General features: G+C 33.0%; 2 protein-coding genes and 1 pseudogene. All 3 read left to right on the plus strand.

Translation table 11 applies throughout. The annotated features are described in order from the left end of the window. Window positions 1-103: 103 nt before the first annotated feature. Window positions 104-3,550 (plus strand): dynamin family protein, encoded by a 3,447-nt coding sequence (locus NSQ15_RS06560; protein ID WP_340747037.1) that lies wholly within the window; start codon window positions 104-106, stop codon window positions 3,548-3,550. An 18-nt stretch (window positions 3,551-3,568) separates the two neighbouring features. Next, window positions 3,569-4,447 (plus strand): 5'-3' exonuclease, encoded by an 879-nt coding sequence (locus NSQ15_RS06565; RefSeq protein WP_070453772.1) that lies wholly within the window; start codon window positions 3,569-3,571, stop codon window positions 4,445-4,447. Window positions 4,448-4,903: 456 nt separating this feature from the next. Beyond that, window positions 4,904-25,378: pseudogene (gene ebh / locus NSQ15_RS06570) on the plus strand (hyperosmolarity resistance protein Ebh); the annotation flags it as partial. Between the last annotated feature and the right edge of the window lie 23 nt (window positions 25,379-25,401).

Genomic DNA, 25,401 nt, shown 5'->3' on the forward strand with positions numbered 1-25,401 from the left:
GTTATGACAAAGTATCTTACATTAAAATTGCGTTTTGGATTTTAAGTCGTTTTGTCTTGACCTCTTCTTTTTTTATCGAAAGAACTAAAGGGGATTAAAACGTATGACACACACTGAACAATTAGACATATTATATAAACTAAAAAAAGAAGTCGAAAAATCAAACAACACTGCTTTATTAAACACAATTAATCAAGTTATTAAAAAGGTTTACAAAAATCAATTTACTACTTCATTTGTTGGTCACTTTTCAGCAGGTAAATCAACACTAATTAATTTGTTATTAGAACAAGATATTTTACCTAGCTCTCCAGTACCAACAACAAGTAATACAGCAATCGTCTCAGTTTCTGATTCAGAAGACATTATTGCCAATTTACCGGATCAACAATATACAAAATTAAAAACATACGACGAAGTAAAACAGATGAATCGCCAAAATATAGACGTAGAGTCTGTAGAAATCAACTTTAAGTCTGATAAATTTGATAATGGCTTTACATTTCAGGATACACCCGGCGTTGACTCTAACGTAGCCACTCACCAAACTACAACTGAACAATTTATGTATACGAGTAACGTATTATTTTATACTGTTGACTATAATCATGTTCAATCAGCACTCAATTTTCAATTTATGAAACGAATTAATGAAGTAGGTATCCCTGTTGTGTTCATCATTAATCAAATAGACAAACACAATGATGACGAACTTTCATTTGATACATTTAAATCTAGAGTTGAAAAATCAATTAACGAATGGGAAATTAAATTAGAACATATTTATTATGTATCTAAATTTGACCATCCTGAAAATCAAATCAAGCAATTATCTGATTATCTCTTATATTTAGACGAAAATAGAGAATCAATGGAAGATTATATTGAACGCACAGTATCATTTATTACTGATGCACAATTATCATATATCCAAAATGAAATGCAAAGTATTTTAGAATACTTAAATATTGAAGAAGAAGAATTTGAACAAGCATATTTAAATTTCCAACAAACACAATCTGTATCAGAAGAAGCACAATTACTAAATGATAAAGATAAACTAAAGTCTTATCTCAAACAAAAACGTAAAGACATTTTAGAAAATGCTTATATTATGACTCATGATATGCGAGAACAATTAAGATCGTATTTAGAAAGTAAGGCTACAGATTTTAAAGTAGGTGGATTTTTCAATAAATCTAAGAAGAAGGAAGAAGCACAAACAGAACGTTTAAACAAAGCAGTTGATATGCTTCAAGAAAAGATAAACACCCAAATTCGCCAACCTATGAGAGAAGATATGTCATTTTTAACACGATTTATTAATCAGAAAAATATTAATGAACATATTTTAAATCAGTCTTATGATATACCAAACGATTTAGTTTCTTCTTTATATCAACCACAAACAACTATAAGTAATACGTATGTATTAACATTTTCTGATGAAGTGGTTAAAGCAATTAATCAATTTGTTGAACGCCAATCAAATCCATTATTTGAAAAGGCCATTCAACATGTTCAAGCTAACGAAATAGAAACTGAAGATAGTGAAGCATCAGAAGAGTATCAACGATATATGAAATTAAATAATTTGAAAGAATCTCTAACAACACGCAATTATCAACATTATTATATACATTTAGAAGATTCTTTAGATAAATTAACAGGACGTACTGAAGCTAATTTCACGATTAAACAACAAAATGATACAACACATCATCAAAATAGAGACTCAATTCAATCTGAAAGCGACGATGTCTCAAGTTCACAAATTGATATTGAAAAGGCATTAAATGTAATCGAAGATATACCGTTATTTGAGCGAACTCAAATGGACATAAAGCAAACATTAACTCGTCTAGATCAAAAAATCACAAAAATTGGCGTATTTGGTACATTCAGCGCAGGAAAGAGTAGCTTAATTAATGCCTTATTAGGTGGTCAATATTTAGTAAGTTCACCAAACCCAACAACAGCGGCGACAACCGAATTGACTTACGGTGAAAATAGCAGTATTACTTTAAAATCATCAAAGCAATTACTTCAAGAAATTAACCAAATGCTTGAATACTTCAATCAGTCATTCGATTCACTTGATGAATTTATTAATAGTGATATAACGCAATTAAAATCAAAATTAGAAAAAAATCAACTTGCGTTTATTTCTGCTGTAGAAAAACATTATGACATGTATATCAATATGTTAAATGATGGAGAAGTACATCAAATCGACCAAGATGATGTTAAAAAATGGTCTGCAGAAGATGAATATGCAACATTTGTTAAAACAGTTCATTTACAAGTACCTGTTGAATGGCTTAAAGGAAAAATTATTGTCGATTCACTTGGTTTACATTCAAATAACCAACGACATACAAATGAAACAGAACAAATACTTACTTCTTCAGATTTAATTTTATATGTTAGTTACTTCTATCATTCATTTACTGACAATGACAAAGCCTTCATTGAACATATGAAAGATATGAATCAGCTAAACGAAAATCAAGCTTTCAAAATGATTATCAATGCGGTTGATTTAGCCGAGAGTGAACAAGATTTAGATGCTGTTAAAGATTATGTTGCTGATGCACTTAATCAAGTACAGTTACAATCTGACGTTTTTGGTGTATCTAGTCGAGAAGCATTAAAATCTAACGATGAAGGTATCAATCAATTGAAAGAAAGCATTCAACACTTTGTCGACATTGAATCTAAGACAATTCTAGAACAACAAATGATTCATCAACTACAACAAATCGACAAGTCATATGTTGAAATGATAGAAGAATTTGAATCTAATAAAGATGATATTGCTAAGCGTCAACAAAAATTAGAAACATATAAAGACCAACAAAGACTTGGTCATCAACTGATAGATACAACATCACAATATACGAATAATGAAGTTGAAGAACAAGTTTATCATTTAAATTCACGACTAAAACTTCAATTAATGGACGATATTAAATCTGTATATAACAGTCAAATGACTCAAAATAGTGATTTTAATGAAGAAAAGAAAAATTCGACTAAAATTTATTTAGATCAAATTCATCAAAGACTGTTCTTAGAACAATCATTAATTACTGAAAGAATTAAAAGATACTTTAATCAACAATTAGATGAACAAGTGGCACCTGTGTTACAACAATTAAGTAAATTGCATATCATAGTTAATCCACGTTTCAATTTACAACCAGATGTCATTGATAAACCGTTACTTCATATTGAACTTAACGATATGATGAGTGAATTACCTAAACAATTAACAAAACGTAAAATCCTTAATCCAAATTCACAGAAAGAAATTCACGAATATATTTGTCAAAGTACATTAGAATTGCTTCAATCAAATTTCAATCAGTTAAGACAACAATTGGAATCATATGTTAATCAAATGTCTTTAGAAGCAGAAGAACAATTTAACAGTATCGAAGTAAACATTCAAAGTCAGATTAACGAACTGTTATCATTTAACTTGGATGAATCATTAATTACACAACTCAAAGATAAACATCAACAATTAGTAGCAATCATTTATTAAGAAAGAAGGATTACCAAAATGCCTAACAAAGTTTTACTCGTTGATGGCATGGCATTATTGTTTAGACACTTTTTTGCAACTAGTCTACACAGTCAATTCATGTATAATTCAAAAGGCGTGCCTACCAACGGCATTCAAGGGTTCGTTCGCCATATCTTCTCTGCTATCAAAGAAATTCAACCAACTCACGTGGCTGTTTGTTGGGATATGGGACAATCAACATTTAGAAATGATATGTTTGGTGGTTACAAACAAAATCGATCAGCACCTCCAGAGGAATTGATACCTCAATTTGATTATGTAAAAGAAATCTCTGATCAATTTGGCTTCGTTAATATTGGTGTTACTAATTACGAAGCAGATGATGTGATAGGAACATTAGCAAAATCATATTCAACAGATAATGACGTTTATATTATTACTGGCGACAGAGATTTACTTCAATGTATTAATGAAAATGTGGAAGTATGGCTAATTAAAAAAGGATTTAATATTTATAATCGTTACACATTAAATCGATTCAATGAAGAATATCAATTAGAACCTCAACAATTAATTGATATTAAAGCGTTTATGGGTGATACTGCAGATGGTTATGCTGGAGTAAAAGGGATAGGCGAGAAAACGGCTATTAAATTAATTCAACAATATGGCAGTGTAGAAGAAGTCATCAATCAAATTGACGCTTTAACACCCGGACAAAGAAATAAAATTAATGACAATATGAATGAATTACATTTATCTAAACGTTTAGCTGAAATTCATACAGAAGTTCCTTTAGATAGTGAACAATTATTTATGGATATGGCTTTTGCCACAACATTAAATCATATTCTATCTATTTGTAATGAACACGAACTATACGTTTCAGGAAAATATATTTCAAGTCATTTATAAGACAAAGCAATCTAAACTCCATATGGATAATCTTATTGATAAGAATATCCATATGGGGTCTTTTTTAAAATTTTGTGACTTAGAATCATTATATTTAGAATAATAAATAAATTTTAATACAAAATCATAATGTTTTATGCTATTATAATTTGGAGCATAAATAAATTGTTCAATACCATATTGTGTATGTATATAATTTTACAAGCGATTTCGAGGAATATTTAGAATTCATTGTTTGATAAATAGCGTTATTGTAATTATTTATATATACATAACATTACATCTACGAAACAACATCAAGACAAGGAGTGAACAATAAAAGTGAACAATCGTGAGAAATTACAGAAGTTTAGTATTCGTAAATACACAGTTGGTACATTTTCAACTGTAATCGCAACATTAGTATTTTTAGGATTTAACGCATCTAATGCACAAGCTGAAGAAACAAGTTCTAATGTGCAACCTAAAAATCAAACTTATCAGCATCAAGATGGACAACAGTCAAACACATCTGATTTAGCTAAACAAGAAACAAATACAATTTCACAGACAACCGATAAAGCAAATACTAATGTAGAAACTTCTATCGATAACTCAAGTCAAGAGTTCACAAAAGTAGCAAATTCAAAGAAATCTAATCAATCAGAACAAAATAGTTCTAAAGCACCGCTTCAAAATTCAGAAAATAATGTAAATAAGAATCAAGAAGTTACAAATTCATCTGATTTAGAGCAGGGTAACACATTACAAAACGAACAACTTAATCATGCTGAGAATAAATTAACTGCACATGTTGAAGATAGCTCACGTCAAATTGACCTAAATAATAACAATGACAATGCTCAACCTTCACAAATTGATAAAAATGCTTTACAAGCATTTTTTGATGCAAATTACCATGATTATCGCTTTGTTGATAGAGAAAAAGCTGATAAAAGGGCTTTCAATCAAATAAAAGCAGCATTCGATAAAATTAATTTATTATTAGGAAGTAATGATGCATTAGACAATAAAACATTGCAATTAGCATATAAAGAATTAGAACAAGCTGTTGCAACTATTAAAACTCTACCTAAAAGACAAGCTCAAGTACGACGTAATCACCGTATAGAAGAACGTGCAGTAGAAACAAAATCTGGCTCAGATTATCAAAATGCTAATTCTGCATATTATGTAACTAATAACAACGATGGCTCGGGGTATTCAGTAGGTACATACATAAGTGCATCAAATCGTGTACCACCTATCCATCTACCTAATCCAAGATGGAATACCTTACGTGCAGCTGATACAAAAGAAATTGCATTAGTTTATACAAAACAAGTAAAAGACGGTTATGAATGGACTATTAAGTTCAATAAAAGTCATTGGAATCACGAACATATGGTATTTTGGTTTGGTTTACCTGAAGGACAAACTCCAGTCGGGCGAACAATTTTTAGTATTTTAAACAAAGAAGGCACACATTCTTTCAGTAGTTTTGAAGATAAGTCTCTCTCAGAATTTTGGAAAAATACCAGATCGCTTGACAATGGAGCAGCCGATAGTTTTGTTCAAGGCCCAATCCAAAACCATACATTTTATGATGACCCAACTTTTCAAATAAGAAGTTTTACTGATTTTTCTAGAGCAGGTGATTACTTTAATCAGAATGGGGCAAGCGAAACCGCTAAAAACTTTGGGTTAGAAAACTTTAAATTATTAAATAAAGAAAAGCCAAGTGAAATACCCGGGTTAGATAAAATATATGCTTTTATTGGACATGGTGAAAATAGTTATACTATCCAATTTAAAACAACAGGCCCAACAGCAGATAGACTTTATTATGCAGCAGGGGGACGTGCATATGAATACAACCAACTGTTTATGTACAACCAATTATATGTTGAACCAAGATCTGAATTAACAAAACGTACAGAATCCCTATACCAAACTATCAATCGTACTTATCATTTAGGCAACACAGTAACTGCATATGATCCAGATAGAAGAATGGATGTAACGAGATACGTTTTAGATGGTACAAAAAATAGTAATGATTTTGTTACTGATCCACTTAGTTATGTAGCTTCACCGAACAATCGTGTTTTAGGGTTTTTCCCAGCAGGTGTCGATTATAGTCATAAAAGAACACCAGGCTCTATATCACCATTAAATTCATTCCAAGTACATCAAATGTTTAACGATAGTACACTAGAAGAAGCTGCAAGAACTGGTAGACCTATTAAATTTATGATTGGTTTTGATATTCAAGATGGAGCTGGAAATGAAGAAACAATTGTACCTGCCCAATTAACTGTCAAACCCGCTGTTCGTAATATTATCAATTTCTTTACAAATGATGAAACTTTAGACAGAGGAGAACAACCTATATCTAAAGCAGCTAATCACCCAGTATTTGCAGTAAATCCTGGTGAAATGCAAAATAGTACTTCACAAGTAGGAAATAAAACTGTACATAATCAACCATTACGAATTAATTTGGTTAGTAATGAACCTTTTACTGATAATGATTGGACTATAAGCGGTTTCCCAAGTACACTTAGAATTGAAAATTCTGTAGATCGTGTGAATACAAATTATGAAAAGAATATTGAATTAGTTGGAACGCTTGCACCTGGTGATTATTTTGGAACAGTTAGATTTGGTAAAAAAGAACAAACTTTTGAAATAAGAGTAAAACCAGAGCCACCTCATATCGATACAACAGCTGAGGAATTGCGTGGTAAAGGTGGCACAAAACAAGATATAGTAGTCTCAAACGTACCACTAGATCCTAAAGCAATTGTATATTTAATCAATACTGGACCGTTAGGACGTAATGGTACAAATGATCCAAATACTGTTCCTATTAATTATAATATTTTGGCAACAGGTAATGCTGACGGAGAACATAGTACTATAACTATTTCCAAAGATAGTTACAATATACTACCTTTACCAAAAAGCGGTAATATTAAAGCAATAGTTTTTTATAATAAAAATGTTCAATCTAATTGGGGCAATGAAGTAGAAATATTACCAGATGTTACATCACCAACAATTAGTAACCCAATAAATAAGGAAAATAAATATTATAGAGGAGATAATGTTAGTTTTACTGTGAATGTGTCAGATGAACAATATGGTTCTGGTCTTAAAAGTACTAATATTACAAATTTACCTAGTGGATGGACATCTAACTTTGTTAAAAATTCAGATGGACGAACAGGAGTTTTAAGTATATCAGGTACTATACCTAATAATCAGGCTTTTAATAGTCACATCACTTTTACGATTACAGCAACTGATAACGCAAACAACATAAGCCAAGGTAAGCAAATATCAATAGATGTTGGAGAAATGAGTCAAGATTTTCAACCTATAGGTCTAGATAATGCTGAAAAGATAAAAGTATCAGATCCAAGATCGGTAACAGATCTTGAAAATATACTTAAAATATTACAAGCGCTTCGAAGCAAAAATGCAACTATAATAGATAAATTAGCTCAAAGAAATCAGATTGTTGTTAATTCAAATGGTTCTGCTAGATTTACTTATTTAGATGGGTCTACAGATAACATGCCTGCTTCAGATATAATCACTTACAATCCTATTAGAAATACAGCATTTGCTAGTGGAGATAATTTAAAACAAGCTACAATTGTTATCGCTAAAGGGCAATCATATAATATTGGTGATTTAAAACAATATTTTGCGCTAGAAGATGGATCTGCGTTACCAAATGATTCATTTTACAATATTTCAGGGGATAATACATTACCTACTGCATCACAAATTTCACGTCTTGATGCAGGAACATATGACTATCAAGTTCTAGCTGCTAATGCGTATCATCAAACTCAAGCACCGTTAACTTTAACTTTAAAAGTTATAGATGTTCAACAACCAACAGATGATCAAAGGGTATATAGAGTATCAAATTATCAATTAACTGATGAAGAAGTTACTCGCGTTAAACAAGCGTTTATTAATGCTAATAGTCAAGTACTTCCATTAACAGAAAATGACATCACTGTAAATAACCCTGATGCTAGACAAGGTGTAAGTACTGTAACTGTGACAGTATCTAAAGATAGATTAGTTAAGACATTTACATCTAATTTGAATAATATGTCATTCCTTCGTTGGGTTGACTTTCCAAATGATTACCAAGTCAGTTGGACTAATCCTAAGATAGCAAATAGACCAACTGATGGGGGACTTGAATGGACACCTGATCATAAATCTTTAATTTATAGATATGACGCTACTTTAGGCCAAGATTTTAATACAAATGAAGTATTAAACTTATTAGTTGCTAATACTAATATTCCAGGTTTAAGAACTAACATTGTCGGTACTGAAAAAGAAGCTGCAGAAGCTGGTAGAAGAGCATCTAATACAACAGGATACTCTTTATCTACACCAAAGACAGATGGTCAAAGTTTATATACACTCGATGGCCAAGTTATTCAAGTACTTGATATTGTAACAACTAATACCGGTATCGGTGGACAAACAATTACTTATTCTAATTTGAGTAACAATAGTCAAAATTCAACATTAGTGAATGTAGACAAACCAGCTATTAATGGTGCAGGTGCATTTACTATTGATAAAGTTATTAAAAACAATACAATTAGCAATGCACATCATTCGATTTATCGAGCTCAATTATATTTATCACCTACAGGTCCTAAACCTTATATTGAATATTTACGTTCAAACATGGATCGTACAACTGACACTATTAATGTGTACTTTGTTCCAAGTGATAAAGTTAATCCAACGATTTCAGTTGAAAATTCAAATAATCAGCAAGTTTATTCTGGGGAAACATATACAAATCATATTACTGCTAATGATAATTATGCATTGCAAGATGTTACAGTTGCACCTACCTCGCAATTAACGGGGAATGTATCAAATAATAATCAACAAGCGTCGTTTACAATACCGAATGTAACTAGTTCAACATCTAAAGCAATTAACTTAATTGCAACAGACACAAGCGGTAATAGTACTGAACATTCATTCAATATAGCAATCAAACCATTAAAAGATAAATATCGTGTTTCAACAACTTCTACAGCTCAAAATCCAGTCAGAATCGCTAATATTAGCAATAATGCGAGTATTTCACAAGAGGACCAAGAAGCTATTACAAACTCAGTTACTTTGACAGAAATAGTACCTAATAGAAGTTATGCCACAGCATCAACAAATGAAGTTCAAAGTAAAACTGTAAGTAATGTTCGTAGACGCGGTAATAATGCTGATGTAACTGTTACAGTAACTTATACAGATGGAACTTCATCAACTGTAACCGTATCAGTTAAGCACATTCTTTATAATGTGATTGCTTCACCAAAATTTACAATACAAGGTCAAAATTTTGTTAGTGGTAAAGGATCAGCTCCAAGTGATTTCTTCACATTAGATAATGGAGACCCTGTACCTGATGCGACAATCACATGGTTACCAAATAACACACCTAATAAAAATAATGCTCAAATAGGTGAAAGCATCACAGTTAGAGCTAATATTTTATTTGATGGTGAAACTTCACCAATTGAAAAAGAATCATCGTATATGGTTGTAAAGACTGTGCCTAAACAAGTATTTGTTGCACCTAAATTGGGAACATTCCCTGATATTACTGACGTCAACAACCCTAAAGAATTTTTAAAACCTATTAATAACTCATGGTCTAACCAACCTGAAAATATGAGATTTGAGTTTATTGGCAATAATGGCTTAGGACCAAATACACGTCAAATAGGATTCCAAACTAGACTAGTACGTGTAACTTATGCTAATGGTCAAACTGAAAATGTTAGATTCTTATCTAAAGTACGTCCAGACCCACCAATTATTGATGCAAATTCTGTAAGTTACAAAGCTGGATTAACAAATCAAGAGGTTAAGTTATCTAATGTATTACCAAATTCAACAGTCCAATTATTTAAAGCAGATGGCACACCATTAACAATTACAAACCCACAATTTGGCGACAATCGTACACTAGTCGTTACTGTCTCTGATGCATTACCTGATGGTGATATTAAAGCTACTGCAACGTTGTCAGAAGGTAATCTTTCTTACACATCTATAAATGATCGTGGCCAAGTTACAAATGAAAGACACTCTGAAACTGTAGATTCGTTAGATAGTGATAGTGTTCGAGTAACACCACAGTTACAAGCTATTGACGAAGGAGCAGTATTAGTTAAAGGTGGAAATAACTTTGATTTTGATCATGCAGAACGTTTTATTAAGAATGTACCAAGTGGCGCAACAGCTACATGGCAAGATAATCCTGATAATTGGAAAAATAATGTAGGCTCATTTACTAAAACAGTTACAGTCACATTACCAAACGATCAAGGCACTAGAACTGTTGATATACCAGTCAAAATTTATCCATCAGCAGTCGCAATTAGTCCTGCTCGTGATAAAAAGGGTACAAATCTTACTCACGGCACTCAAGCTATTAATTATATAATTTTTGAACCAAATCAAAATACAACAGGAATTACTGCTGAATGGGCTAATAATTCTGCACCAACTTCTAATACTGCAGGCGTACAAAACTTAACAATTAACGTAAATTATCCTGGTATACCTACACCAGTGCAAGTACCTGTAAAAGTGTATGTATATCAATTTGATTTCCCTCAAAGTGAATATACAACAACAATAGGTACAACATTTGCGTCAGGCATTGATGCTTCTCAATATGCTCATAATGAAAATGGTGATGGCCTACCTACTGACGGGTTCACATATCGTTGGAACAAAACTGCAACTGGTACTAATAATGCAAGCTGGTCAGCTATGAACAAACCAAATGCAGCTAAAGTAGTAAATGCTACATATGATGTTTTATACAATGGTCGAACATTTGCGACATCTCAACCAGCTAAATTTATTGTTAAAAAAGTTCAACCAACTAAACCAACTATCAGTGAAACAGCTCAGGGTGTATTAACAATTGCACCAGGTAATGATCAACGTATTAATACAAGTTCTGGTAATGTTACAACTTATGCCGATAGATTAGTAATTAAACGTAATGGAAATGTAATTACTTCATTTAATAGAAATAATAATAGAAGCCCTTGGACTAAGGAGCAAACTGCTCATACTGTAGCAGGACTCGTAGGTACTGGTAATGGAATTACCGTTGCAGCAGGAACATTTAACCCAGCTGATACAATTCAAGTTATCGCAACTCAAGGTAGTGGAGAATTAACTAGTGCTGAACAACCAAGTGATGAATTCACAGTTATAGCACCACAACCGAATCAAGTTTTATCTACTGCATGGGACAATGGTCAATTAGACATTACACCTAATAACCCAACAGGCAATTTAGTTAACCCAACAAATGCTGTTGATATTACTTACACTGAAAAACTTGCTAATGGTACTGAACAAAATAAAACATTACATGTTGTTAAAGGGGCAAACGGCAAGTGGTCTATAGCTGGTCAACCAAGTTACATTACATTAGACAGTACAACTGGTAAAGTAACGTTTAATGCTAATACAATTAAGCCAAATTCAGAAGTAACAGCAGTTGCTAAAGCAGGTTCTGGTAATGCAGCAAGTTCTAATTCTAGAACATTACCATCACCAACAGAGCACACAGTAACAACGGATCAAATTATTAAAGAATTCGGCGACAATGTTACTGCAGAAGAAATCAACAATGCTGTACATGTTAATAACAAACAAAATGCTGCTATCAAACAAGGTACAAATATGCCTACAAACTTAGATGGCGGTAGCACAACAACAATTCCTGTCATCATTACTTATAACGATGGTAGTACTGAAGAAGTTACAGAAACAATCTTTACGAAATCAGATAAGCGTGAGTTAATTGCCGCTAATACACATTTAGATGATGCAATTAGTACTGACGGTAAAAAACCATCAAGTATTAATCAATATAACCAAGCAATGACAGCTGCCGAGCAACAAATCAATGCTGCTAAAGCTGAAGCAAATCAAGTCATTCAAGATCAATTTGCGTCACCTCAACAAGTTAGTGCTGCTTTAACAAAAGTACAAGCAGCTCAAACGAAAATTGATCAAGCAAAAGCATTATTACAAGATAAAGCTGATAATAGTGAACTAGTAACAGCGAAAAACAACTTACAAGCAGCTGTTGATCAAGTACCTTCAACAGACGGTATGACTCAACAAAGTATTGATAATTACAATACGAAACAACAAGTGGCTCAAGTAACTATTACTAATGCACAACAAGTGATTGATAATGGTGATGCGACTGAACAAGAAATTGCTGATGAAAAAGCAAGCGTAGAACTTGCATTAACTGAACTTAACGAAGCAAAAGCTAATTTAACTGCTGATACTACTGCATTACAACAAGCAGTACAACAACTTGATAGAACTGGTTCAACTACTGATAAGAAACCAGCTAGTATTACAGCTTACAACCAAGCAATGCAAGCACTTAATAGTGATTTAACTAGTGCTCGTAACAATGCGAATGCCGTCATTAATAAACCAATTCGCACTGTACAAGAAGTACAAGATGCGATGACTGCAGTAAATAGAGTCAATGAACAAATCACTCAAGCTATCGATCAATTACAACCTTTAGCAGATAACAGTGAATTAAAAGCAACGAAAGCTAAACTTGATGAGGAAATAAATAAATCTGTATCAACAGATGGTATGACTCAAGAATCAATCAATGCTTACCAAACAGCTAAACAAACGGCTCAAGCTGAATCAAATAACGCACAACAAGTCATTGATAATGGAGATGCAACTGACCAAGACATCGCAGCTGAAAAAGCTAAAGTTGAAACTCAATACAATAACTTAAAACAAGCTATTACTAACTTAACGCCAGACCAAGCACCGTTAGAAGCAGCGAAAAATGATTTAGAAAATGATATTAACCGTTCGACAAGCACAACTGGTATGACTGCAGATTCTGTCGCTAACTTTAATGAAAAACGAAATGCTGCACAACAAACTTTAGAAGCTATTACTCAAGTACTTCATGGTAATCCAGATGTCGCTACAATTAGAGACAACATTACTAAAGCTAATAACGCTAAATCTGCGCTTGATACTGCACGCGATGGTTTAACTGTAGATAAAGCACCGTTGGAAACAGCTAAAAATGAGTTACAACAAAGCATCACTCAAGCTCAAAATACAAGTACAACTGGTATGACTCAAGATACAGTGAATGCATTTAATACAAAACTTGCTGCAGCGAAAGAAAAACTAAATGCTATTACTCAAGTATTAAATGGCAGTCCTTCAGTAGCAGAAATCAATACAAATACAAGCCAAACTAACAGTGTTAAATCTGAATTAGATCAAGCAATAACAAATCTAACACCAGACAAAGCACCACTAGAAGCGGCTAAACAAGCGTTAGAGCAAAGTATTAATCAACCAACTGATACTGTTGGTATGACAACCGCTTCACTAAATGAATATAACCAAAAATTAGAAGCAGCACGTCAAACTTTAAATGCAGTGAATCAAGAACTTGCTGGCCAACCATCAGTTCAAACTATCAATGATAAAGTGACTCTAGCAACTAATGCTCAATCTGAGTTAGATCAAGCAAGAGCTGGTTTAACTTTAGATCGTCAACCAACTTTAGAAGCATTACAACATGCAACAAGTCTTAACCAAGCTCAAAAAGATAACTTTAGAGAGCAAATTAATGCTGCATCAAATCATGCTGGTCTTGAAACAATTAAAAATAGTATTAACTCATTAAATACTGCTATGACAGCATTACGAGACAGCATTAATGATAATGATTCAATCAAAACTGGTATTAACTATACTGAGGCAACATCTTCTAACAGAACAAATTATGATAATGCAGTAAACGCAGCTAAAGGCATCATTGGAGAACAAAATAGTCCAACAATGTCTCCTGACGCTATTAATCAAAAAGCAAATACTGTTAAATCAACTAAAGCTGCCTTAGATGGAGAGCAAAACTTACAACGTGCTAAACAAGAAGCGATTGATACAATTACTAACGCTAATGACTTAAATCAAGCGCAAAAGAACGCTTTAACACAACAAGTAACGCAAGCTCAAAATGTACTAGCAGCGAATGATATTAAACAAAATGCAATTGCTTTAGATACAGCTATGGCCAATTTAAAACAAGGTGTCGCTAACCACGCTCAATTAGTTCAAGACGACAACTATGTCAATGCAGATACTAATAAGAAGAATGATTATGATACTGCTTATAACCAAGCTAACGAAATCATTAATGGCAACGCTCAAAATCCAACGTTAATACCTAATGATGTAACTAACGCATTACAACAAGTGTCTCAGGCTGAAACTGCATTAAATGGTTCTGATAACCTTAACAATGCGAAACAAGAAGCTCAAACAGCACTCGATCAATTAACGCATTTAAATGATGCTCAACGTCAACAGTTACAAACACAAATCAATGATGCCCATCAAGTTGATACTGTTAATGCAGTGAAACAACTTGCATCTAATTTAGATATGGCAATGAGTAACTTACAACAAGCTATTGCGAATAACGATGCGGTGAAACGTGGCGAAGATTACTTAGATGCAGATACTGAAAAGCAAAATAACTACAATCAAGCAGTATCAACTGCTAAACAAATCATTAATGAAACAACTCAACCAACAATGACTGTTGATGCAATTAAACAAGCAATAAACCAAGTTACATCAACAGAATCTGCATTAAACGGTGAAGAAAAGCTTGAACAAGCAAAACAACAAGCAAACAATGAGTTGAATACACTATCTCATTTAAATAATGCTCAAAAAGCAGACATCACTTCTAAAATTAATGATGCAACTAATATTGCTAACGTTAATTCAGTGAAACAATCTGCCAACGATTTAAATACTGCAATGGGTAACTTACAAGATGCTATTAGCAACGAAAATGACACATTAAATAGTCAAAATTATCGAGACGCATCATCTGATAAACAAACTAATTACACATCAGCAGTTAATGAAGCTAAAGCAATCCTAGCTCAAAACGGTCCTAATAAAACTCAAGACCAAGTTAATGCAGCTATTGCTAAAGTGAATACAGCTAAGAGCGAATTAAACGGTAACCGTAATTTAGAACAAGCACAACAAACTGCTAAACAAGCATTATCACAATTAACTCATTTAACTGATGCTCAAAAAGATCATTTAACAACTCAAATTAATAACAGTACAACAGTGGCAGATGTTCAAAGTATCCAAGGTAATGCGAATACGTTAGACCACGCGATGGATACATTAAGACAAAGCATTGCTGACCAAAATACTGTAAGAAATAGTGAAGATTATAACGATGCATCACCTGATAATCAAAATTCATATAATAACGCAGTAACTTCAGCTGAAGACATCATCAATGCTTCAACTAAACCAGAGATGAGTGCTGATACAATTAATGCGAAAGCTCAACAAGTGCTTCATGCTAAAGGCGATTTAAACGGTGACGAAAACTTATCAGCTGCTAAACAAAATGCACAACAGTATTTAGATACGTTATCTCATATTACTAACCAACAAAAAGATAACTTAAATACTCAAATCACTAATGCTCAAAATATTAGCCAAGTTGAACAAGCAAAACAAGTTGCTCAAAGTTTAGACACTACAATGAATAACTTACAAGATGCTGTTAATAATGAAAATCAAGTAAAAGCAACAGAAAATCACACTGATGCAGATACTAATAAACAAACAGCATACGATGAAGCGATTGCAGCTGCCAAAGCGATTTTAAATAAAGATGCAGGTCCTAACACACCACAAAATGATGTAGAAACAGCATTACAAAGAATTACTAATGCACAAAATGAATTGAATGGTGATCATAAAATTAATGATGCTAAAACAGCAGCTATTCAACATTTAGGTACATTAAATCATTTAACTACTGCTCAACATAACGCATTAGAAAATGATATCAACCAAGCAACTAATCTTGCTGGCGTTGAACAAGTAAAACTAAATGCTGATGCATTAAATACATCAATGGGACAATTACAAACACTAGTTGATAATAAAAATAATATTCAAAATAGCCAAAACTATTTAGACGCAGATTCACAAAATCAATCAAATTATGATATGTATCTTGTAACTGCTGAAGCAACTGTAAACAAAGCGACTGGACCAAATACATCTAAATCAGATGTAGATACTTTAGTTAACCAAATTACTCAAGCACAACAAGCATTAAACGGTCAACAAAACTTAGATCAAGCTAAACAAAGTGCAATCAATACAATTGATCAAAGCACTAACTTAAATACTGGTCAAAAAGACGCTTTAAAAGCTCAAGTTACTAGTGGTAATCGTGTTGCAGATGTAAATGGCGTTAAGCAATTAGCAACAACACTCAATACATCAATGGGTAACTTAAGACAATCGATTGCTAACAAAGCAGAAACTTTAACAAACGGAAATTATATCAATGCAGATAACGATAAACGTAATGCATATGACACTCAAGTTGCTAATGCAGAATCTATTATCAATGGTACAAATAATGTTGTTCTTGTACCAACAGATATCGACAATGCTACAACTTCAGTAACAAATGCTTATAATGCGTTAAATGGTGATAATAATTTACGTGTCGCAAAAGAAAATGCTAACAACACGATTGACGGATTAGCACAATTGAATAACGTTCAAAAAGCAAATCTAAAAGAACAAGTTCAAAATGCTCAAACATTACATGACGTTCAAACAGTTAAAACTAATGCACAAACACTGAATGATGCAATGAGAACATTAAGAGATAGTGTTGCTAATGAACAAACAGTAAAATCAAGTCAAAACTATACTGATGCAAACCAAGACTTGCAACAGGCATACGATGCTCAAGTTAATAATGCGAACAACATTATTAATGAAACTGGTACGCCAACAATGGATCCAAATACAATTACTCAAGCAGCAACACAAGTGACAACTGCAGAAGGAGCATTAAATGGTGCTCAAAATCTTGTTAATGCCCAAAACAATGCGAAAGCAAACTTAAATACATTATCTCATTTAACAAATGCGCAAAAAGAAAGTATTACTAATCAAATTAATAGTGCAACTCATGTGAATGATGTAACTACTATTCAAAATGATGCGACTCAACTGAATAATGCTATGGGCGAATTAGCTCAAGCGATTCAAGATCAAGAATCTACTAAACAACAGGTTAACTACACTAATGCTGACCAAGCTAATCAAGAAGCATACAATAATGCAGTAGCTGAAGCAGAAAGTATTTTAGATAAAGAACATGGCGCGAATACATCACATGCTGATGTTCAAATAGCAATTCAAAATGTTCAAAGTGCTAAACAAGCATTAAATGGTGACCGAAATGTTGAAATAGCTAAGACAAATGCTAAAAATGCCTTAGAACAACTTACATCACTTAACAATGCTCAAAAAGCAGCGTTAACGACTCAAATCGACAATGCACCAACAATTGCTAACGTCGAGCAAGTATCTAATACTGCGACACAGTTAAACCAAGCTATGGCTGAGTTACAGCAAGGTATTAACGATAATAATGATGTATTACAAAGCGTTGATTATACTGAAGCTGACCCAACTAACCAACAAGCGTATACAAATGCAGTTACTCAAGCTAATGCAATTTTAAGTAAAGATCAAGGTACAAATGCAGATATTACTCAAGTTCAAGCAGCATTAAATCAAGTTACAACTGCTAAAAATGCATTAAACGGTGAAGAAAAAGTTGCTCAAGCTAAAGAAGCTGCTAAACAAGCATTAGCAACATATAATCACTTGAACACTGCACAAACAAATGCAGCAACTGAACAAATTACTAATGCAACTACACTTGCACAAGTCGCTCAAGCACAAAATACAGCTAACGAATTAAATACTGCGATGGGCGAATTGCAAAATAGTATTAATGATCAAGCTACAGTGAAAAATAGTGTTAACTTTACTGATGCAGATCAAGCTAACCAAGATGCTTATACAAATGCAGTTACTGAAGCGCAAAGTATTTTAGATAATGCACACGGTGGTAACTTAAATAAAGAACAAATTGAAGCGGTAACTAATAAAGTGTCTACAGCTAAAGACAATTTAAATGGTGATGCTAAAGTTCGTGAAGCGAAAGCTGATGCACTGAATAACTTAGGTACACTAAATCAATTAAACGATGCACAAAAGGCACATTTAACTAACGAAATTAATAGTGCCTCTACAGTTGATGGCGTTAACCAAGTTAAAACAACTGCTCAGAACTTAAATTCAGCTATGCAACAATTACAACAAGCTATCGCGAATAATGATGAAACTTTAAACAATCAAAACTACTTAGATGCTAATACAGATAAGAAAAATGCATATACTGGAGCAGTAGCAAATGCCGAAAGTATTTTAGACAAAACGAGTGGCACAAATGCTGATCAAAACGCAGTTGAACAAGCAATTCAAAACGTTACTCAAACTGCTAGTGAATTAAATGGGATTCAAAACTTACAAATAGCTAAAAATGATGCAACACAAGCAATTGAAAACTTAGCACATTTGAATACACCACAGAAAAATGCACTAAAAGAGCAAGTTAACCAAGCTCAAAATGTAGTAGCTGTTACTGACCTTCAAAATAATGCTAATGCATTAGACACTGCAATGGATCAATTACAACAAGCTGTAGCTGACCATAATACAATTGTTACTGATGGTAATTACACTAATGCAAGTGCTGAGAAACAAGGTAAATATACTGATGCTTACCAACACGCACAAAACTTAATTAACGGTTCGCCAGATGTTGTTACAAATCCAGCAGACATCAATACTGCTACACAAAATGTAATCAGTGCTGAAAATGAATTAAATGGTAATACAAATCTTACAAATGCGAAACAAGAAGCAACAGAAGCACTAAGTCATTTAACAGATCTCACTGATGCACAACGTCAAAGTATTACAAACCAAATTAACAGTGCTACACAACTTGATGAAGTTGCTAATATCAAGTCAAATGCAAATGCACTTAACAATGCGATGACTGATTTAAGACAAGAAATAAGCCATCAACAAGCAGTTAAAACAAGTCAACCATTTGTCGATGCTGATAACGATAGACAAACAGCCTACAACGATGCGATTAATCATGCTGAAAGTATTGTTAGTGAAACTACTCAACCAGAACTTAATCCTTCAAACGTTTCACAAGCTATGCAACAAATTAAAACAGCAGAAACTGATTTAAATGGTGCCGCTAACTTAACACGTGCTAAAGAAAATGCATTACAAGATTTAAATCAACTGACTCATTTAAATCAAGCACAACGTACTGACTTTACTAACCAAATAAATGATGCTGCAAATATTGCAACAGTAACTCAAGTTACTTCTATTGCTTCATCACTTGATCAAGCAATGGGGCAATTAATTGATGCTGTTAATGAGCAAACTGATGTTAAACAAAGCATCAATTACACTGATGCTGAACCAGCTAAACAACAGGATTATATTAACGCAATAACAAGTGCTGAAAGCATCACGAACCCAACAACTGGTTCTAATGCAAACCAAACTCAAGTTGAAACAGCACTGTCAGCAATTAATACTGCTAAACAAGCGTTAAACGGTACGCAAAAAGTCAATGAAGCTAAAAATAATGCATCTCAAGAATTAAATGGTTTAGATAATTTAAATAATGCTCAAAGAGAAAATGTAGCTCAAAAAATTAATCAAGCTCAAACAGTTGCTGAAGTAGAGAAAATTAAAAAAGATGCTCAAGATTTAAACACAGCTATGACTAAATTAAAAGAAAGCTTGGCTGACAAAGACAATACGTTAGATAGTCAAAATTATTTAGATGCTGATAATAATAAGAAAACTGATTATACAAATGCAGTGACAAATGCTGAAAATATTTTAAACCCTACACAAGGTACAAATCTAACTAAAGAACAAGTTGAAGCTGCAACTAACCAAGTTAATTCAGCTAAGAATGATTTAAATGGTACTCAAAACTTAAATAACGCTAAACAACAAGCTACAACAAATATCGATGGATTAACTAATGTTACTGATGCTCAAAAAGAAGCACTTAAACAATTAGTTGGAAATTCATCGAATGTAGCAGAAGTTCAAGCTAATTTACAAAAAGCTCAAGACGTTGACCAAGCGATGAATCATTTAAAACAAAGTATTGCAGATAATACAGCAACTAAGAATGATCAAAACTACTTAGATGCGTCACCAAATAAACAAGAGGCATATAACAATGCAATTGATAGTGCAAAAGATATTATTGATAACACTTCTAATCCATCATTAGATCCGACTGTTATTAATCAAGCCACAACTAACGTGACAAACGCTAAAAATGAATTGAATGGTAATGATAATCTGAACCAAGCAAAACAAGAGGCTAATCAAACAGTAGGTGGACTTGATAACTTAAATAATGCACAACAACATGCTTTAAATGAGCAAATTAGTCATGCAACATCAGTTGATGAAGTAAATCAAATTAAAAACAATGCTCAAAATCTAAACAATGCTATGGCTGGTTTAAAACAAGCAATTGCCGATAAAGATTTAACAACATCAAAAGTTAACTTCACTGATGCTGATCCTGAAAAGCAAGCTGCTTACAATCAAGCTATTACAAATGCTGAAAATATATTAGATAAAGCTAGTGGCAGTAACGTATCTCAAACTGAAGTTGAACAAGCAATTCAACAAGTCAACAATGCTAAACAAGCATTAAACGGTGATGCAAACGTTCAACAAGCTAAAGACGAAGCAACTGAACTCATCAATAATGCGAGTGACTTAAACCAAGCTCAAAAAGATGTATTAAAAGGTCAAGTGAATAATGCTACAACTGTTGCTGAAACAAATGGTATTAAACAAACTGCTCAAGACTTAAATAATGCAATGACACAATTGAAACAAAGTATTGCAGATAAAGATCAAACTAAAGCTGATGGTAACTTTACAAATGCTGATACTGATAAACAAACTGCATACTACAATGCTGTCACTCAAGCTCAACAGTTAATTGACGGAGCTCCAAATGTAGTTGTAACACCAAGTGAAATTACTGATGCGCTTAACCATGTTAATCAAACTAAAGACGAATTAAACGGTAATACAAACTTAGCTAATGCTAAACAAACAGTTACAAATGCAATTGATCAATTACCAAACTTAAATCAAGCTCAACGTGATGAATATAATAAACAAATCACACAAGCTACAGCAGTTCCAGATGTAAATGCGATTCAAACAGCTGCTGAAAAGCTTAACGAAGCTATGACAAACTTGAAACAAGGTATCGCTAACAAAGACGATATTTTAGCAGGCGAAGACTATCACGATGCCGATCAAGATAAACAAGCAGCATTTAACGATGCTATCTCTGCTGCACAAGATTTATTAAATCAAACAGCTAGTCCAACAATGGATCCAACTCAAGTGACTAACGCTTTAACGAAAGTTCAAGAAACGACTCAAGCATTAAATGGTAATGAAAAACTTGAAACTGAAAAGCAAAATGCAAAAGCAACAATAACTACACTTGATCATTTAAATAGTGCACAACAACATGCTCTAACTGATCAAATTGATCAAGCACCAGATATCGAACATGTTAACCAAATCAAACAAGTAGCGGAAAACTTAAATAATGCTATGACAGCCTTATCTAATGGATTACAAGATAAGACAGAAATATTAGGCAACATCAATTACACAGATGCTGATCAAGATAAGAAAGATGCATATAATGCTGCTATTGCACATGCTGAAAATATCTTAGATAAAGCTAATGGTGGCAATGTACCTCAAACTGAAGTTGAACAAGCATTACAACAATTAACTGATGCGAAACAAGCATTAAATGGTAATAACAATGTTCAAAATGCCAAAAATGAAGCAATTCAAGCTATTGAAAATGCAAGTGAGTTAAACCAAGCTCAAAAAGAAGCGTTAAAACAACAAGTAGATTTAGCTACTACAGTTGATAAAGTCAATGGTATTAAACAAACAACGCAAGATTTAAATCAAGCAATGGCTGATTTAAAACAAGGTATTGCAAATCATGACCAAGTGATTACAAATGGTAATTACTTAAATGCAGATCAAGATAAACAATCAGCATATTCTGATGCAGTAAATCATGCTCAACAAATTATTAATGGAACTCCAAATGCTATAGTTAATCCACAAGAAGTAACTCAAGCATTACAACAAGTGACTCAAACTAAAGGCGAATTAAATGGGGATCAAAATCTTCAAACCGCACAACAAAATGCGACAACAATAATTGATCAATTACCTAATTTAAATACACCTCAAAAAGAGGCGCTTAAACAACAAGTAACTCAAGCAGGTTTAGTTCCAGATGTTGATCGTGTAAAACAAACTGCTAATGATTTAAATACTGCAATGGGTAACTTGAAACAACAACTTCAAGCTAATAGTCAAGTGCCGCAATCAATTGATTACACTCAAGCAGATAACAGTAAGCAAGTTGCTTATGACAACGCTACAAATCATGCTCAACAAATCGTAGATGGCACACCAACACCTGTATTAAACGTTGATGAAGTTAATCAAGCACTAACAAATGTTAATCAAACTAAAGATGACCTTAATGGTAATGAAAACTTAGATCAAGCTAAACAAGAAGCAACAACTCAGCTTGGTGCTTTACAAGATTTAAATCAACCACAACATGATGCACTTACTGAACAAATTAACCAAGCACAATCTATTGATGCTGTTAACCAAATTAAACAAACTGCACAAGAAGTTAACAATGCAATGAATCAATTAAAACAAAGCATTGCTAATAAAGATCAAGTATTAGGTAGTGAAAATTATCACGATGCTGATGCAGACAAACAAACAGCATACACGAATGCAGTGAACCAAGCAGAAATTATTATTAATCAAACATCTAATCCAACGTTAATTGCTAGTGACATCGAGAACACGATAAACCAAGTTAATAACGCACATAACGAGTTAAACGGTGATGCAAAACTTGCTACTGAAAAGCAAAATGGCAATACAGAAATTAATGCAATGTCTCATTTAAACGATGCTCAAAAACAAGCACTCACAACTCAAATTGAACAAGCACCAGATATTGCAACAGTAAATCAAGTTAAGCAAACTGCTCAAAACCTTGATCAAGCAATGAATCAATTAGCTCAATCAATTAATGACAATGCACAAACATTAACTGATGGTAATTATTTAAATGCTGATCAACAAAATCAAGAAGCGTATAACCAAGCAGTTGCTAATGCTGAAAATGTATTAAATCAACATGCTGGCACAAATGAAATTCAAGATGCAGTTGAACGTTTAACAAATACAGTTAATAATGCGAAACAAGCGTTGAATGGTAATACAAACTTAGCTCAAGCTCAACAAGAAGCTACTCAGTTTGTTAATCAATTACAACATCTTAACGATGCTCAAAAGCAAAATTACAATACTCAAATTAACCAAGCACCATTAGTTACAGATGTTTTAACAATAAAACAAAACGCTCAAGCGCTTGACCAAGCTATGGAACAATTGAGAAATAGTATTGCAGATAACCAAGACACATTAGCTTCTGAAGACTATCATGATGCGACAAATGAACGTCAAAATGACTATAACAATGCAGTAAATGCAGCAAATAATATCATTAACGAAGCTACTTCACCAATCATGGATTCAAATGATATCAATTCAGCTACATCTCAAGTAAACACAACTAAAGTAGCACTTGATGGTGATGAAAATCTTGCAAATACTAAACAACAAGCTACTGAAACGCTTAGACAATTGAGCCATTTAAATCAAGCTCAAGTCCAAGCTTTAGAAGCTCAAATTACTCAATCGTCAGACATAGCTACAGTGAATCAACACTTACAAACTGCACAAGATTTAAACAGTGCAATGGGTAATTTAATTCAAGCTATTGCTAACCATAATGACATTGAACAACAAGGTAACTTTACAAATGCGGATAATGATAAACAGACAGCATACACTGATGCAATTGCGAATGCAGAAAGTATCATTAACCCACAAACGGGTCAAAATGCATCACAAACAGAAGTAGAGCAAGCAATTACTCGTGTTCAAGATGCGTTACAAGCATTAAATGGTGATCAAAACTTACAAGATGCAAAAGTCAATGCTGAACAAGCAATTAATGCACTAGTTGATTTAAACGATCCACAAAAACAAGCTTTAATACAACAAGTGAATAGTGCGCCATTAGTGACTGATGTTCACCAAATTGAACAAAATGCTAATACACTAAATCAAGCTATGCATGGTTTACGAGAAAGCATACAAGATAACGCAACAGTCAAAACTAATAGTATTTACATTAATGAAGATCCAACAGAACAACAAAACTATGATCAAGCAGTTCAACATGCGCAATATATCATCAACGAACAAACTGCTACGTTAGATGAAAATACTATTAATCAAGCTACTGAAGCAGTTAACAATGCTAAGCAATCGTTACATGGTGATGTGAAATTACAAAACGACAAAGACCATGCTAAACAAATAGTTAGTCAGTTATCTTATTTAAATGATGCTCAAAAACATATGGAAGATGCATTAATAGATAGTGAAACTACAAGAACAGCTGTTAATAATGACTTAACAGAAGCACAAGCACTTGATCAATTAATGGATACGTTACGTCAAAGCATTGCTGACAAAAATGATATTCATGCAAACAGTCAATATATTAATGCTGAACCTAACAAACAACAAGATTATGACACTGCTTTACAAAATGCTGAAAATATCATTGCTGGAACTAATAACCCAACAATTAATAAAAGTGATGTATCTCAAGCAACTCAAGCTGTCGATAATGCGAAACAAGCATTAGACGGAGTTCAAAG

The sequence above is a fragment of the Staphylococcus sp. FSL W8-0774 genome, from assembly GCF_038006785.1.
GTDB lineage: Bacteria > Bacillota > Bacilli > Staphylococcales > Staphylococcaceae > Staphylococcus > Staphylococcus pasteuri.

What these genes read in the sequence shown, in the direction of transcription:
- NSQ15_RS06560 (WP_340747037.1), top strand. Translation starts at nt 104, where the DNA reads ATGACACACACTGAACAATTAGACATATTATATAAACTAAAAAAAGAA.
- NSQ15_RS06565 (WP_070453772.1), top strand. Translation starts at nt 3,569, where the DNA reads ATGCCTAACAAAGTTTTACTCGTTGATGGCATGGCATTATTGTTTAGA.